A 14880-nucleotide genomic window follows, 5' to 3' on the forward strand; every position below is an offset into this window, starting at 1 on the left:
CGATGTGGGTATCAGGCCAGCGCTTCCTCGTTCAGGCGAATGGCATCGAGCGCGTCCTCGATGATCACGCGCATGCGGGCTTGCGCGGTCTGTCCATCGCGCGCCAGGATCGCCTCCATCACCGCCTCGTGCGCGGCAAGATCGGCGCTGCGCCCGACTATACGGTTGGTATAGCGGATCGAGGTCTTGAGCGCGGTCGACACCACATCGCGGAACTGGCCGAAGAACGGATTGCCCGACGCCTTGAGAATGGCGACGTGGAAGGCAACGTCGGCTTCCAGCACATCATCCTGCCCGGCATCGGCGGCGCGCATACGGGCAAAGCCGGCACGGATCAGCGCCAGGCCATCCTCGGTCGCCTCGCGCGCGGCCAGTGCCGCCGCAGCCGGCTCGATCGCCACGCGCAGCTGGCCGAAATGGGTAAGCAGGTCGATCGAAAAGCGGCGCTCGAGCATCCAGCGCAGCACGTCGGGATCGAACAGGTTCCACTGGCTGTCGGGCTGGATGATCGTGCCCTGGCGCGGCCGCGCGCTGACCAGGCCCTTGGCCGTCAGCATCTTGACCGCCTCACGCGTGACAGAGCGGCTGACGCCGTGCGCTTCAGACAACTCCGCCTCGGTCGGAAACGGCCGATCGGCATAGGCGCCGCCCACGATCAGCAGGCCCAGGCGATCGAGCAGACCGTAGGTGAGATTGCGGCCGAGCGCGTCGCGTGCTTCGAGCGGTTGGAATGCCACGGATATCCCTTCACGATGGGGTGCTTTTTTAATCATATAAATAGACGCGGATCAGGATTGGCAAGGCCAAATCCCGCGCAAACGACCAGAGAGGGCGGGAAATGAGCCTATCGACACTCGATGCCACCGTGGTGGCGGCCTATGCCGTGTTCATCTTCGCGCTGGCCCAATGGGTCAGCCGCAAGAAGGCCGGGCACGAAACCGACACGACCGACTACTTCCTTGCGTCCAAATCGCTGCCGTGGTGGGCGATCGGCGCCTCGCTGATCGCGGCCAATATCTCGGCCGAACAGATCGTCGGCATGGCCGGGTCGGGCTATGCGATCGGCCTTGCCATCGCCTCGTACGAATGGATGGCGGCGGCCACGCTGTTGCTGGTGGCCAAGTATTTCCTGCCGATCTTCCTGGCGAACGGCATCTATACCATGCCGCAGTTCCTGGAGCAGCGCTTTGGCCCGACGATCCGCACGGTCATGGCGGTGTTCTGGCTGGTGCTCTATGTCTTCGTGAACCTCACCTCGATCATCTGGCTCGGCTCGGTGGCGGTGATGCAGGTGGCCGGCGTCAACCAGGACGTGGCGCTGGCGGGGCTGGGCATCTTCGCGCTGCTCTATCAGCTGCGTGGCGGGCTCAAGGCCGTGGCGCTGACCGATATCGTGCAGGTGACGCTGCTGGTGCTGGGCGGGCTGGTGATCGCCTGGCTCACCCTGGGGCAGATTGGCCAGCTCTATGGCGATGGGCCGGGTATCCTCTCGGGCTTCAAGGCGCTGGTGCAGCAGGCGCCTGATCATTTCCACATGATCCTCTCGGCCAATGATCCGCACTACAAGGATTTGCCGGGCCTGTCGGTGATCATCGGCGGGATGTGGATCGCCAACCTGTCATACTGGGGATGCAACCAGTACATCATCCAGCGCGCGCTGGCCGCCAAGAGCCTGCCCGAAGCGCAGCGGGGCATGGTCTTTGCCGGTTTCCTCAAGCTGATCATGCCGATCATCATCGTGCTGCCCGGCATTGCCGCGGTGCTGCTGGCGCCCAACCTCGCCAAGCCGGACGAAGCCTATCCGGCGATGATGCGCATGCTGCCGCCGGGCCTGCTCGGCTTGGTCTTCGCCGCGCTGGTCGCCGCGATCATCGCCTCGACCGCCAGCAAGATCAACTCGATCGCTACGATCTTCACGCTCGATATCTATGCCCGCTTTGCCAAGGGGCAGAAGAGCGAGAAGAAGCTGGTGACGGTGGGCCGCGTGGCGGCGGCCCTGGCGGTGGTGATCGCCATCCTCACCGCGCGGCCGCTGCTCGGCGGGCTCGACCAGGCGTTCCAGTATATCCAGGAGTTCTCGGGCTTCGTCACGCCGGGCATCACGGTCATCTTCCTGCTCGGCCTGTTCTGGCCGCGCGCGACAGAGGCGGGCGCGCTGACTGGTGCGGTCGCTTCGGTGCTGCTCAGTCTGGTGTTCCGCTTTGGCGGGATCGCCGCGCTCGAGGCGGTGCCGTTCATGAACCGCATGGCGATCATCTTCGTGATTTCGCTGCTCTTGGCCATGGGGGTTTCGCTCGCGCGCCCGCAGGTGCAACAAGGCGATGGCATCCGCAAGGAAGCGCACCTGTTCCGCACCAGCGCCGGCTTCAATGCCGCCGCCGTAGCGATCCTGGCGATCCTGGTGGCCCTCTATGCCTATTGGTGGTGATTTGACCGTGAACGACCGTTTCCTTGCCATCGATTGGGGCACCACCAATCGCCGTGTCTATCTGCTCGATCGCGCGGGTAGCGTGCTGGAGACGTTTCGCGACGATCGCGGCGTGCTGGCGGTGGGGCCGGGCGGCTTTGCCGATGAAGTGGCCGCGATCCGCGCGCGGATGGGCGATTGGCCGGTGGTTGCCGCCGGCATGGTCGGTTCGCAGCGGGGCTGGGCGCTGGTGCCCTATCTGCCATGCCCGGCGGGCGCGGATCAGATTGCCGGGGCGCTGCATGAAGTGGCGCCGCGCACGTGGATCGTCCCGGGCCTGTCTGACCCGCGCGGCGATGTGATGCGCGGTGAAGAGGTGCAACTGCTGGGTGCGGTCCATGCCGGCCTGGCCCCGGCCGATGCGCTGCTGTGCCAGCCGGGCACGCACTGCAAGTGGGCGCGGATGACCGATGGCGCGGTCGCGGCGTTTTCCACCAGCATGACCGGCGAAATGTTTGCCCTGCTCAAGCAGCACAGCCTCTTGGCCGAGTTTCTCGGCGGCCCGGTGGCCGACGGCCCGGCGTTCCGCGCCGGGGTAGCAGCCAGCGCCGACCCGGCCTTGCTGACGGCGCTGTTCGGCGTGCGGGCAGCGGCCCTGCTGGGCCTGCGCGCGGTGGAAGACAGCGCCGCGCACGCCTCGGGCCTGCTCATCGGCAGCGATGTGCGCGGGGCAGGCGTGACCGCGGGCAGCGATGTCTATCTCCTTGCCGATCCGATGCTCGGCGCGCTTTACACCGCAGCCATTGCCCAATGCGGCGGCCGCGCCCACCTTGTTGACAGCCATGCCGCGTTCGTTGCCGGCATCGCCCAGATCTGGAGCCTTGTTCGTGACCGCTGACCACACCGCCGCCGATCGTTTCGCCCAGGCCATGCGCCATTGCCCGCTCGTGGCGATCCTGCGCGGGGTGCGCCCTGACGAGATCGAGGCCATGGCCGATGTTCTGGTGGAGGCCGGCTTTGCCATGATCGAAGTGCCGCTCAATTCGCCCGATCCGCTGGTGTCGATCGAGAAGATCGCCCACCGCTATGGCAGCAACGTGCTGGTTGGGGCGGGCACCGTGCTCAATGTGGACCAGGTGGATGCGGTGCGCGATGCCGGCGGCACACTGGTGGTTTCGCCCAACGTCAACCCGGCAGTGATCGCGCGCAGCGTGGCGCACGACATGGTGTCGCTGCCCGGCTATGCCACGCCGACCGAAGCCTTTGCCGCGCTCGACGCCGGCGCCCACGGTCTCAAGCTGTTTCCCGCTGAGGCCGCGAGCCCCGCCGTGCTCAAGGCGCAACTGGCAGTGATCCCGCGCCATGTGCCGGTGCTGGCCGTGGGCGGCGTCACGCCGGAAAACCTGTCAGACTGGATGGCGGCGGGTGCGGCCGGTGGGGGCCTGGGCTCGGCGCTCTACAAGGCCGGGCGCAGCGCGGAAGACGTGGCCAAGGCAGCCAAGGCCTTTGTGCGCGAAGTGCACCGCCTGATCGACTGATCAACTGAGCGACCCTCAGGCTCTTGTAAACCACCTCGTCCACCCCGGACTTGATCCGGGGTCCCGCTTTCTTTCGCTCCTGGCGCTTGGATCAAGAACAGCGGGACCCCGGGGCAAGCCCGGGGTGACGATGGTTTGAGGTTGTAACCTACAGTCCACCCGCACAAAAAAACGGCAGCGCGGTGTGTGAACCGCGCTGCCGGCAAGGTGGAAACGACGCGTCTTAGAACTTGTAGCCGACCGTGGCAAACACTTGGCGCGGCGGAATGTATTCCACGCTGGTGGTGCCCGAACCATAAGGATCGGCGAACTTGTTGCTGACCCCGGCCTTGTCGGTGATGTTGGTGCCCGTGACCGAGAACGTGAACGGCGAGGCATCGGGCTGATACTGGATCATCAGGTTGCCGATGGTGTAGGATGGCACGGTGTCGAACTGCGGCACGTTGAAGATGCGCGAGTTGAACTTGCCGCGATAGATCACTTCGCCGCGCAGCATCAGCTCGCCCGGGCCAACCGGCGCGGTATAGGTCGCGGCAAAGCTGCCCTGCACACCCGGCAGCTTGGGAATCTTCTTGCCGTTGGTATTGGTGGACGCGGCGATCACCGCTGCAATCACGCGCGGATCGTAATACCACCCGGCGGGATAACCCAGCGCAGCATAGGTCGTGGCGCGGATATCCTGCGCGGTCTGCTTGTCGATCGTGTAATAGTCGCCGTGGAACTTGCCTTCGGCCAGCGCGAGGGTACCGTCAAAGCGCAGTTGCTTGGTCGGCGCCCAGGTGGTTTCGAACTCCACGCCATAGGTCTGCGCACGCGGAATGTTGGCCGTGCCACCGGCAAAGGGCACCGGGTCTTCGGCAGTGAACTGGAAATCCTTGTACCAGTAGTAATAGCCCGCCACGTTGAGGCGCAGGGTCTTGTCGAAGAACTCGTTCTTCGAACCCACTTCGGCCGCCCAGACGGTTTCCTTGGCGTAGGTGCTCTTCACGAAGATCGAATTGCCCGCGAACGTGACGCCGCTGGGCTTGTAGCCCTTGGAACCGGTCACATAGAGCATGTTGTTGGGCGTGACTTGGTATTGCACGCTGACCTTGCCGGTCAGCGCATCGCTGGTCGCGATGCGTTCGGGCACGGTGGCGAAATACTGCACCGGCTGGGCCGAGATCTTGTCCCAGCTGTAGCGCGCGCCGGCGATCAGATCGAGTGCGTCGGTAGCGTGGAAGATCGCCTGGCCATACCCGGCCCACGAGGTGTGCTGGTAGGGGCTGTCGGTCTGGAACGACACGGCCTGGCCGGTGGCCGGATCGGTGGAAAAGCCGCCGGTGGTGTATTCCATGATGTTCTGCAGCGCATGCTGGCGCAGGTAGAACCCGCCGACGACCCATTCGAGCGATTTGTTGGGCGTGGACGAGGCAGAGACTTCCTGCGTCCAGGTGCTGCTCATGTCCTGCCACTTGACGATGTTGTCGTGATAGTTGGCATAGATGAAGCGGTCGTTGTCACCCGACTGGTTCTTGTTGAGATACTGGTAGGCGGTGACCGACTTGAGCACGACCTTGTCATCGATCGTCTGCGCGATCGAGAGGTAGGCCATGCGCGTTTTCGTGACGTACTTGCCGCCAAAATCCTGGCTGACCACGCGGGGATCGGCATTGGGATCGGCGATGTAGGTGGTGCTGCCGGCGGCCGGATCGGTGCTGCACAGCAGGCACTTTTGCAGCGCCGCATTGTGGCTGGCATCAAACGACTGGGCCGAAAGCGTCACGCTGGTATCGGGGCTGGGCTGCCACAGCAGGGAGACGTGGCCGCCGATATTGTTGGCATCGTCGAGCGGATACTTGGCATAGCCGGGCACGCCCACGGCATAGCCATAGCCATCATGGCGCAGGTATTGCACCGTGCCGCGCAGCGCCAGCGTTTCGGCAATCGGCACGTTCAAGGTGCCCATGGCGCGCACATAGTTGTAGTTGCCATAGCTGAGCTGCGCTTCGCCGGTATATTCGCCGAGCACCGGCTTGCGCGTGATCACGTTGACCGCGCCGCCGGTGGACGTCTGGCCGAACACCGTGCCTTGCGGGCCGCGGAGCACTTCCACGTGATCCACATCGAGCAGATCCTGGTTCAGCGCCACGACGTGGGCGATATAGACCCCGTCGATATGAAACGCGACGCCGGGCTGCGAATTGGGGTTCTGTGCGGTTTCATAGCCGACGCCGCGAATGGCGATGACGCGTTCGTTGCCCTCGCTCTTGGTCACGGTGAGGCCGGGAACGAAGCCGTTGAGATCGGCAAGCTCGGTGGCGTTGCGCTGGCGCAGCGCGTCGGCCGAAACGGTGCTGATCGCGATCGGTGCGGTTTGCAGGTTCACTTCCCGCTTTTCACCGTTGACCACGATGGTGCCGAGCGGGCTGCCATCGGCGTCGACCATCGGATCGGCAGCCGGAGCAGGCGCCGTTTCGGCGGCGGTTGCGCTGGCCGCATCGGCGGCGCGGGCAGAGGTGGCGGCAAGCGCCAGGAGCGATGCAGTGGCAGTGAGCAGGACGGATGACGGGCGCATGGGTTTCCCCCCTCGAGAAATGCTTTTCATCGCTTTCAGACAGCCTCCCGGCTGTATGTTCTCCCTGAACCTGGCCTTCGTTATGGCCGGCCTTTTTGTCGTGCCCCAGCATCGGTGTTCAACCGCCCTGCGGTCTTGCGTGGCAACGCACGAATAGTTGACCGATCCGCGTTGCAGCAAGCCCCATGTTGCAATGCAAAGTGCCCAAAGGACCGATGATGTCGGATGACGCGGGCGGTGCCGGTCCAAATCTCTTGCGCGCCAGGTCAAGACATGGCGCAGTGCATGATGGCACATGCTTTTTCGTCAGATGCTTTCGCGCCGCTGCAAAGGAACCAAGCCTTGTCCGTGATCACGCCTTCCGCCCCCGTGCTATCCCCCATCACCAGCCGCGCCGCCTGGCGTGGCGACCGGCTGAGCCAGGGACAGGACTGGGTCTTTGAACTGTCGGCTGCGCAGATTGCCGAACTGGAAACGCTGGGCGCGCGCTTCATGGCCGACGATCCCGATCTGCGCACGGTGCAGGCGCAGGACTATCCGCTGGTGGAAACTGCCCAGGCTTGCGAGGAATGGCGTCAGGAAGTGGATTTCGGGCGCGGCTTCGTGCTGGTGCGGGGCCTGCGTGCAGAACTCTATTCCGATGCGCTGTCCTGTGCGATCTATTACATTCTTGGCCTGCACATGGGCGATCCCATCCGTCAGAACGAGATGGGCGACCTGATCGACCATGTCTATGCCACGTCTGACAAGACCATGGACGATCCCACTGCCCTGTCATCCAAAGTGCGCGACAAGTTGGTCTATCACTCTGACAGTTCGGATATCGTCGCGCTGATGTGTCTGCGCGGGGCGCGGGAAGGGGGGCTTTCGTGCCTGGTTTCGGGCGCGGAAATCTACAACGAGATCCTGCGCCGCCGCCCCGATCTGGCGCCGCTGCTGTTCGAGCCGTTCCACTGGGACTGGCGCCGCCAGGATCATGAAGCCCCGGCCGATACCTATACCTCGCCGATCGTCAGCCTGGAGGATGGCGTGTTCAGCATGTATGCCGGCTCGCTCTATATCCTTACCGCGCAGGAATATCCCGGCGTGCCGCAGTTGACCGCCGACCAGATCGAGGTGCTGCGCCTGTTCGACGAGATCACCTATGAAGACGGCATGGCGATCGAGATGGATTTCCGGCCCGGCGATATCCAGTGGCTGTCAAACTATGCCGCGCTGCATGCGCGCACCACATTCTGGGATTGGCCCGAACCGCAGCGCAAGCGCCACCTGCTGCGCCTGTGGCTGTCGAGCAAGGGCGCGCGCCCGGTGGTCGAAGGCTTTGGCAAGAACGGCGTGGTGCAGCACCGTGCCGCCCCGCGCGATGGCGCGGCCGAACATCCCGATGCGCATTTCGATGTGCGCGGCATGGCAGTGCCGCGGCTGATTTCCTGAACCAATTTTTGGCGCACAAAAACAGCCCGGTGGAGCGATCCGCCGGGCTGTTTTGTTGGCAGGTCAGAGATCGAAAACCAGACAAACAGGCATTGCCTAACCGTCACCCCGGACTTGATCCGGGGTCCCGCTTCTTTTCTCGGCCTAAGACAGAAAAGCGGGATCCCGGGTCAAGCCCGGGATGACGGGGTCTCTATAGGTTTGGCACGGTGCAAGACCCCCGCCGCCACTGCCACTGGCACGCATGACGCGCCCAGCAGCCATATCGCGCCGGCATAGCTGCCGGTCCACTGCGCCAGTACCCCGGCCAGGCCCGGCCCTAACGCGGCAAGGCCGGCGAGCGTCCAGCACAGGGCGAGGCCGGCCGTGCCGGTTTCGTGCCCGAACCATTCCATAAGCAGTACCGTGACCGCCATGGCGACAAGGGCCGAGCCCACGCCGAACAGCGGCACAAAGCCCCAGTTGACCATCAGCGCACCGCCTTGAGCCAGGGCGCCCATGCCCAACGCCGTGGCCAACAGCGACAGCGCCAGCAACCGCACCGCGCGGACATGGCGCAGGGCAAAGCCGGCAAGGCCCGTGCCCAGCGCGCCAAGCAGGCCTTGCAGCGCGAGCACCCGCGCCACGGCGCCCGCGTTCCATCCCAGCGCCGGGGAAAGATGCGCCGGCGCAACGCTGAGCGCGGTCATGATCACGGCTTGCGAAAGAACCATGGCACTGGCGAGCACGGCAAAGCGCGGGCCCAGCAGCGGCCGCCACCAGCCTGCCGCGCGCGGGGCATCGGGCAAGGCAGGCGCCGGCGGATCGCGCAGCACGGTTAGCAGCAGCACCGCCAGGCCCAGCGCCAGGCCGCAAGTGCCACGCCAATAGCCCAGGCCATCGGTGATCAGTGCTTGGCCCAGCGCCGGCCCGGCGGCATTGCCCAGCGCGCCGATCATGAGATAGAGGCCCAGCACGCGATTGGTGCGCGGCCCAGACCAGCCCGCGATCATCGCATAGGCCGGGGTATTGGCCAGCAGGGAAAAACCCGCACCCACCAGCGCCATGGCCGGCAGCAGCAGGGCAAGGCCGCTGGCAAGGCCCGCCAGCGCGAGGCCCGCGGCCATGACCAGCGCGCCGCCGGTCATTGTCAGGCGCCCGCCGACCCGCGTGATCAGCCAGACGGGCAGGGTGGCCCCGGCGCTGGCCCCCACGATCACCATGGTAAAGGCTGCGCCCAGCGCGGCCGGCCCCAGGTGCAGGGCCTGGCCCGTGGCAAACAGCGCCAGCCCCATGCCGGCAAAGACGATGCCCTGGCCCAGGAACAGCGCCAGCGATACGGCCAGCGCCACCACGCCTTCACGCGCGGTGAAGGCGTGGTGGCCGGCGCTCATTCCGGCTTTTCGCCCAGGATCTGCACGCGATAGCCCGAGCGGACCTGCGGGAAATAGTCCCAGATCGCCGAATGCTGCGCACAGCGGTTGTCCCAGAAGGCGATCGAATGCGGCTGCCAGCGAAAGCGGCACTGGAACATCGGATGTTGCACGTGTTCATAGAGATAGGTCAGGATCGCGCGGCTCTCGATCGCGGGCACGCCCTCGATATGGGTGGTGAAGCCACGGTTCACATAGATGCACTTCTTGCCCGTCACCGGGTGGGTGCGGATCACCGGATGGCTGTGGCGCGGCAGCTTCATGCCTTCGGGCGTGATGCCGCCAAAGCCGACCACGGCATCGTGCACGGCGGTCAGCCCCGAAAGATAGGCCTTCATCCGGTCAGACAGCGCGTCATAGGCGGCATACATGTTGGAAAACACCGTATCGCCGCCGACGGGCGGCATGGTGTGGAGATAGAGGATCGAGCCCATCGGCGGTGCTTCGTCGCAGCTCATGTCGGAATGCCAGTCTTCGCCGGCCACGAACGTGCTGTTTTCATCGGCGTGGATGATGGTCACTTCCGGGTGGCCGGGCACCTGCCAGGGCGCGGTGCTGGGCGCGATGTGCACGCCGCCGAAATAGTTGGCCAAGCGGATATGGTCTTCGTGGCCGATCGGCTGATCGCGGAAGAACAGCACCAGCCGATCGGCCATGGCGGCTTTCAGCTCGGCCACCTGCGCGTCGGGCAGGGGTTGGGTCAGATCGAGGCCAAAGACTTCCCCGCCGATCGCCGGGGTTACATCGCGTACCGTTATCGTTTCATAGGCCATGGGAATGCTCGCCTTTTTCAAAGGACCGGCCAGGCCATGCGCAGCGGCAGGCCCGACCTGGAAACCAGCGCTTGCGCGGCGTCTTGCGCCTGCGCCAGCAGTTGTTCTTCATCGATGGTGGTGCAGCGCCCAGCGTCGACCACGCGGCGGCCATCGACCCACACGCTGTGCACGCCGCGCCCATCGGCTGACCACACCAGCTGTTGCACCGGGTTGTGCAGTGGCACCCATTCCGGGCGACGCGTATCGTGCAGCACCAGGTCGGCCCGCGCGCCCACGGCCAGCGTGCCCACCTGGCCTTCCAGGCCCATGGCGCGCGCGCCGTTGACGGTGAGCATTTCCAGCGCGCTTTCGGCCGGGAAAAGCGCGGTATCGCCGCGCGCATCCTTCCACAAGCCGGCCATCAGGCGGGCAGAGGGCATCAGATCATGCCGATCGCCGCCATCGGTGCCGATCGCGATGTTGACGCCAGCGGCGGCCATTTCGGGAAACAGCCCGCGCGTGGTGGCCTGATAGCCGCCTTTGAGCGAGGCTTCGGGGCAATGCACCACATGCGTGCCGCTTTGTGCCAGCAGGGCCACTTCGCGTTCGTCGACATGCACCATGTGCACCAGCGACAGGTGATCGCCCAGCACGCCCAGGTCTGCCAGCCATTCCACCGGGCGCTTGCCGGTGTTGGCCAGATACCATTCCGGGTCACCGGCGGCGGGCGCCATATGGGCAGAAATGCGCAAGCCCCGCGCCCGCGCGATGGCCGTGGCCGCCTGCCACAGCTCGGCAGTATTGGTCATGTGCCCGACCAGCAGCGGCCAGGCGGCGATCAGGCGTCCGTCATCGGGCCAGGCAGCCAGATCGGCGCCAAACGCGTCGAGCGCGGCCTGGGTCAGCGCGGCCTGGTCCTCGCCACGAGCAAACGCGCGGTCCATGCACCAGCGGCCGATGCGTCCGCGAATGCCTGTGCCCTCCAGCGCCTGGGCCACGGCCTCGAACGCGATCAGCGTGCCGGCTTCGAGGAACGTGGTCGTGCCGGTCTTGAGCATGGCCAGCACGGCCAGCCGCGCGGCGATTGCCTGTTCCTGCGGGGTATGCCCTTGATAGAGCGGGATCACCCATTGGTTGAGCCCTTCGTCAAAGGGCAGCGCCTCGGGCAGGAAATTGCGGATCAGGGTTTCGGTCAGATGCACGTGGGCATTGACGAAGCCGGGCGTGGCAACAAAACCGCGCGCATCGATCACCTCGTGCGGCGCAACCATGCCGGACACCTCTGCGCTTGGCCCCACCGCCACGATGCGGCCCTGTGCCATGGCAACCGCGCCATCGCGGATCACGCGGCGCTGCGCATCCATCGTCACCAGCATCGCGCCGGTGACCAAGGTATCGACCGCCTGCATCCTAGCCGAACCGGAAGGCAGAGATATCGGCCATCATCACGTTGTCGGTAAAGTCGCGCTGGCCCGGCGCATCGGCAGCGGCACCGGCCGCCACCATCAGCGGGATGAGATGCTCTTCGCGCGGGTGGCTTTGCCGGCCAGCGGGCGCACTGGCCCAGTGGCGCAGCGCCTGCCAGCGCTGTTCGGGCGGGCTTTCGATCGCCTGGGTAAGCCAGGCATCGAACGTGGCCGAAGGCTGCGTAGCGGCGGGCGAAAAGAACGCGCGCATGTTGTGGAAGCTCATGCCCGAACCCACGATCAGCACGCCTTCGTCGCGCAGCGCAGCAAGGGCGCGGCCGCAGCGCAGGTGCTCTTCAGGATCGAGATCGCGCTTGAGCGACAGCGGCACCACGGGAATATCCGCCTCGGGCGTGACGAGCAGGAACGGGATGAACACCCCGTGGTCGAACCCGCGCGTGGCATCGGTGCGCGCCGGCAGACCTTCGGCCTCGATCAGCGCCACGATCCGCTCGGCCAGCGCAGGTGCACCCGGCGCAGGAAACTTCAGTTCATAGGTGTGCGGCGGAAAGCCATAGTAATCATAGATCATGCCCGGTGCGGGCGCTGAAGCGACGGTAAACGCGTCTTCTTCCCAATGCCCGGATATTACCACGATGCCCTTGGGTTTTTCCGGCAGGCTCGCGATCAGGCCCTTGAGATAGCCGGCGGTCTTGTCCCAGGCGTCGGCCGGCCCACCCATCGCGCGCCAGTCCATGAAAAAGCAGGGGCCGCCGCCGTGGGGAATGAACAGGCTGGGCATCCGGGTGGCGGAATCGGGCATGAGGTCGCTTGGCTCCTTGCGCATCGGCAGTATCGTGGCATCGTCGTTCCGGGCTTTGCGCCGAAAGGTCCGCTCGGTGATGGCACGATCAACGGCCTCGACCTAGCCGGGCAGGGGTTCCCCGTCTTGACGGCCCGCGCAAGCAATTTTGCAAGGCGCGGCTGTTCGGTGGCCAAGTGCCTGTAAAGCGGCACTTGCTGGCGCCATCAAATTGATGCCGGGCGCCCTCGTTGTTGCGAGCGGGCCTCCATGCTTGGCAAGCGCGCCGGCGTGGGGTCTGATAGCCGCGCCATTCACTATCCGGGACTCGCCGCGCACCATGCCTTCTGCGCCCAGCTATCAGGCGGCCAAGGTCGCCATCGCCGCCACCATCGCCAACACCCTGTGCATGACCGCGGCGATTTCCGCCACGATCGGCGTGTTCCTGGTGCCGATCGCGCAGGATTTCGGCTGGCCGCGTGCCGGTGTTTCGGGCGTGCTCGGGCTGATTTCGGTGATCAGCGCAATCAGCTATCCGCTGATCGGCCGGGCGATGGACCGGTTTGGCGCACGCTGGCTGTTGCTGGCGGGCAATCTCGGGCTGGCGGTGGGCATCCTGCTGGTGTCGCGCGCCGATGGCACGATGCTCGATTTCTATTGGCGCTTCGCCGTGGTCGGGCTGTTCGGCACGATGGCGGCCACGGGCATGGTCAGCAAGGTGGTGTCGAACTGGTTCGATGCACGGCGCGGGTTGATGCTGGGCGTTACGGCGGGCGTGGGCAATGGCCTGGGCGCCACGATCATGCCGATCGTGGCCGGCGTGGTCCTGTCCAGCCATGGCTGGCGCATGGGCTATGTCGTCATCGGGCTGATCGTGGCGCTGGCCGCGCCGTTTATCGCGCTGTGGATGCGCGATGCGCCACCCGCTGCGGCCGGTGATAGCCATGCCATGTCCCCGCTCGCCAGCGGCATGAGCCTGGGCCAGGCGGCGCGCACCAGCGCATTCTGGCTGATGCTGGTGGCCGTGGCGGCCGGCGCCGGCGGGATGACCGCGATGTTCACCCATGTCGTGCCGATCCTCATGGGCCATGGTGTGTCGCTGGCGCATGCCACGGGCGTGGTGGTGGTCTTTGCCCTGGTCACGGCAGGCTGGCAGGTAGTGACCGGCGGTCTGCTCGATCGCTTTCGCACCCCGCGCCTGATCCTGCCGATGTATGCCAGTGCCATGGCCGGCATGCTGATCCTGCAGTTTTCCACCGGCAGCCTGGCGATCATCACTGCCGGCGCACTGCTCGGCATCGGCATGGGGGCGGAATATGCCGCGTTGTCGTATTTCGTGTCGCGCTATTTCGGGCTGCGCCACTTCGGCACGATCGTCGGTGCATTCTATGCTGTCGTTGCCTTTATCCAAGGGGTGGCGCCTATGCTGATGGATATCAGCTTTGACCGTAGCGGCTCTTATGTCGCGGCCACGCTTGCCATCGTCGGCGCGTTGGCGCTGGGCATGGTGCTGCTCGCGCTCTTGCCGCATCCCGATCGCTTTGCTGCCAGCGCGCCAGGCGCGCGCCCGGCCGCAGACAGCGCCACGGGCGATCTGGTGCTCGCCTGATGGCAGTCGTCGTTTTCGGATCGATCAACCGCGATCTGGTCATGCGCGTGCCGCACCTGCCGCTTGCCGGGGAAACGGTTGCGGCCACCAGCTATGACCTGCTGCCCGGTGGCAAGGGTGCCAACCAGGCAGTCGCCGCCGCGCGCCAGGGCATGCCCACGGTGATGCTGGGCGCGGTGGGCGATGATGCCCATGGCGTGGCGATGCTCGATGCCCTGGCTCAGGCCGGCGTGGGCACCGGCGCGGTGGCGCGGCTGCCTGGCCCAACCGGGCTTGCGCATGTCTTCGTGTCTGACGCGGGCGAGAACCAGATCGTGATCGTGGCGGGCGCCAATGCCGCGCTTCCTGCCCCGTCAGACTTTCCCGCCGGTGCTGCCCTGGCCGTGGCCCAGGCCGAAGTGCCGGCTGAGGCCGTGGCCAGCTTTCTAACCCTGGCGCGCGAGGCTGGCGCACGCACGCTCTACAACGCCGCGCCGGCCACGGCCGAAGGGCGCGCGATCCTGCCGCTGGCCGATATTCTGGTGGTCAACGAAACCGAACTGGCGTTTTTCCTGGGCGAAGGCGTGCCGGAGGGAGACATCGCCTTGGCCGGGGCCGCGCGCCGGCTGATGGCGCGCGAAGGGCAGTGGGTGATCGTCACGCTTGGCGGCGCCGGCGTGCTGGCCGAAGGGCCGAACGGCACGATCCGCCTGCCTGCGCGGGCCGTGCCGGTGGTGGATACGACCGGCGCGGGTGATACCTTCTGCGGCGTGCTGGCCGCGCGGCTGGCGGAAGGTGAAACCATGGCCCACGCGCTGGCTGTGGCGGTGGTTGCGGCCGGAATCTCGGTGCAGCGCCTGGGTGCTGCCGCCTCGATGCCCACGCGGGCAGAGGTGGACGCGGGTCTGGCCGGATAGGGCGCGCAAGGGCGGGGGCTTCGACAAGCTCAGCCCGAACGGTATTCATAAACCTGCTTCCCCG

12 protein-coding genes are annotated in these 14880 nt (G+C 65.9%); 6 read left to right on the forward strand and 6 right to left on the reverse strand.

Annotated features, from left to right (window positions below):
* Positions 1-11 precede the first annotated feature (11 nt).
* Complete coding sequence (locus FHW97_RS04320; protein WP_171794366.1) at positions 12-773, reverse strand: FadR/GntR family transcriptional regulator; 762 nt, start codon at positions 771-773, stop codon at positions 12-14.
* Positions 774-838: 65 nt separating this feature from the next.
* Here FHW97_RS04320 and FHW97_RS04325 point away from each other — a divergent pair, with 65 nt between their 5' ends.
* Genes FHW97_RS04325 through FHW97_RS04335 form a run of 3 tightly spaced genes read left to right on the forward strand, consistent with a single transcriptional unit; the run spans position 839 to position 3945 of the window.
* Positions 839-2428, forward strand: a complete 1590-nt coding sequence (locus FHW97_RS04325; RefSeq protein ID WP_171798109.1) for a sodium/sugar symporter — start codon at positions 839-841, stop codon at positions 2426-2428.
* Positions 2412-3305 carry a 2-dehydro-3-deoxygalactonokinase gene (locus FHW97_RS04330; RefSeq protein ID WP_171798110.1) on the forward strand — a complete coding sequence of 298 codons (894 nt, stop codon included), beginning with the start codon at positions 2412-2414 and terminating at the stop codon, positions 3303-3305. The genes FHW97_RS04325 and FHW97_RS04330 overlap by 17 nt, the downstream gene beginning before the upstream one ends.
* Before the next feature lie 31 nt (positions 3306-3336).
* Positions 3337-3945: a 2-dehydro-3-deoxy-6-phosphogalactonate aldolase gene (locus FHW97_RS04335; protein WP_028657614.1), complete on the forward strand. Its 609-nt coding sequence runs from the start codon at positions 3337-3339 to the stop codon at positions 3943-3945.
* Between the two features lie 223 nt (positions 3946-4168).
* On the opposite strand, the gene FHW97_RS04340 is transcribed toward FHW97_RS04335, so the two are convergent.
* On the reverse strand, positions 4169-6502 hold the full coding sequence (locus FHW97_RS04340; protein WP_171798111.1) for a TonB-dependent receptor: 2334 nt from the start codon (positions 6500-6502) through the stop codon (positions 4169-4171).
* Between the two features lie 348 nt (positions 6503-6850).
* On the opposite strand from FHW97_RS04340, the gene FHW97_RS04345 reads away from it, so the two are divergent.
* Positions 6851-7936 carry a TauD/TfdA family dioxygenase gene (locus tag FHW97_RS04345; RefSeq protein WP_370525270.1) on the forward strand — a complete coding sequence of 362 codons (1086 nt, stop codon included), beginning with the start codon at positions 6851-6853 and terminating at the stop codon, positions 7934-7936.
* Positions 7937-8106: 170 nt separating this feature from the next.
* On the opposite strand, the gene FHW97_RS04350 is transcribed toward FHW97_RS04345, so the two are convergent.
* From FHW97_RS04350 to FHW97_RS04365, 4 genes are read right to left on the reverse strand one after another with little or no spacing between them, the layout of a single operon-like run.
* Positions 8107-9309: an MFS transporter gene (locus tag FHW97_RS04350; RefSeq protein WP_171798112.1), complete on the reverse strand. Its 1203-nt coding sequence runs from the start codon at positions 9307-9309 to the stop codon at positions 8107-8109.
* Positions 9306-10121, reverse strand: coding sequence for a TauD/TfdA family dioxygenase (locus FHW97_RS04355; RefSeq protein ID WP_171798113.1), 816 nt, complete (start codon positions 10119-10121; stop codon positions 9306-9308). Before FHW97_RS04355 ends, FHW97_RS04350 begins: the two co-directional genes overlap by 4 nt.
* Before the next feature lie 17 nt (positions 10122-10138).
* Positions 10139-11512, reverse strand: a complete 1374-nt coding sequence (locus tag FHW97_RS04360) for an amidohydrolase family protein (RefSeq protein ID WP_171798114.1) — start codon at positions 11510-11512, stop codon at positions 10139-10141.
* A gap of 1 nt (position 11513) precedes the next feature.
* The gene (locus tag FHW97_RS04365; RefSeq protein ID WP_062785657.1) at positions 11514-12332 is read right to left on the reverse strand and encodes a class III extradiol ring-cleavage dioxygenase; all 819 of its coding nucleotides are present in this window, start codon (positions 12330-12332) and stop codon (positions 11514-11516) included.
* 319 nt (positions 12333-12651) lie between these two features.
* Here FHW97_RS04365 and FHW97_RS04370 point away from each other — a divergent pair, with 319 nt between their 5' ends.
* Positions 12652-13920: an MFS transporter gene (locus tag FHW97_RS04370; RefSeq protein WP_171798115.1), complete on the forward strand. Its 1269-nt coding sequence runs from the start codon at positions 12652-12654 to the stop codon at positions 13918-13920.
* Entirely contained in the window at positions 13920-14816 is an 897-nt protein-coding gene (locus tag FHW97_RS04375; protein WP_253941545.1) for a ribokinase, read from the forward strand. Before FHW97_RS04370 ends, FHW97_RS04375 begins: the two co-directional genes overlap by 1 nt.
* Positions 14817-14880 lie beyond the last annotated feature (64 nt).

The organism is Novosphingobium sp. SG754, assembly GCF_013149315.1.
Classification (GTDB): domain Bacteria; phylum Pseudomonadota; class Alphaproteobacteria; order Sphingomonadales; family Sphingomonadaceae; genus Novosphingobium; species Novosphingobium capsulatum.

Bases quoted from the DNA above. Each gene is read 5' to 3' on its own strand.
- FHW97_RS04370 (WP_171798115.1), top strand. From the start codon at position 12,652: ATGCCTTCTGCGCCCAGCTATCAGGCGGCCAAGGTCGCCATCGCCGCC.
- FHW97_RS04325 (WP_171798109.1), top strand. From the start codon at position 839: ATGAGCCTATCGACACTCGATGCCACCGTGGTGGCGGCCTATGCCGTG.
- FHW97_RS04375 (WP_253941545.1), top strand. From the start codon at position 13,920: ATGGCAGTCGTCGTTTTCGGATCGATCAACCGCGATCTGGTCATGCGC.
- FHW97_RS04365 (WP_062785657.1), bottom strand. From the start codon at position 12,332: ATGCCCGATTCCGCCACCCGGATGCCCAGCCTGTTCATTCCCCACGGC.
- FHW97_RS04350 (WP_171798112.1), bottom strand. From the start codon at position 9,309: ATGAGCGCCGGCCACCACGCCTTCACCGCGCGTGAAGGCGTGGTGGCG.
- FHW97_RS04335 (WP_028657614.1), top strand. From the start codon at position 3,337: ATGCGCCATTGCCCGCTCGTGGCGATCCTGCGCGGGGTGCGCCCTGAC.
- FHW97_RS04330 (WP_171798110.1), top strand. From the start codon at position 2,412: ATGCCTATTGGTGGTGATTTGACCGTGAACGACCGTTTCCTTGCCATC.
- FHW97_RS04360 (WP_171798114.1), bottom strand. From the start codon at position 11,512: ATGCAGGCGGTCGATACCTTGGTCACCGGCGCGATGCTGGTGACGATG.
- FHW97_RS04355 (WP_171798113.1), bottom strand. From the start codon at position 10,121: ATGGCCTATGAAACGATAACGGTACGCGATGTAACCCCGGCGATCGGC.
- FHW97_RS04340 (WP_171798111.1), bottom strand. From the start codon at position 6,502: ATGCGCCCGTCATCCGTCCTGCTCACTGCCACTGCATCGCTCCTGGCG.
- FHW97_RS04320 (WP_171794366.1), bottom strand. From the start codon at position 773: ATGATTAAAAAAGCACCCCATCGTGAAGGGATATCCGTGGCATTCCAA.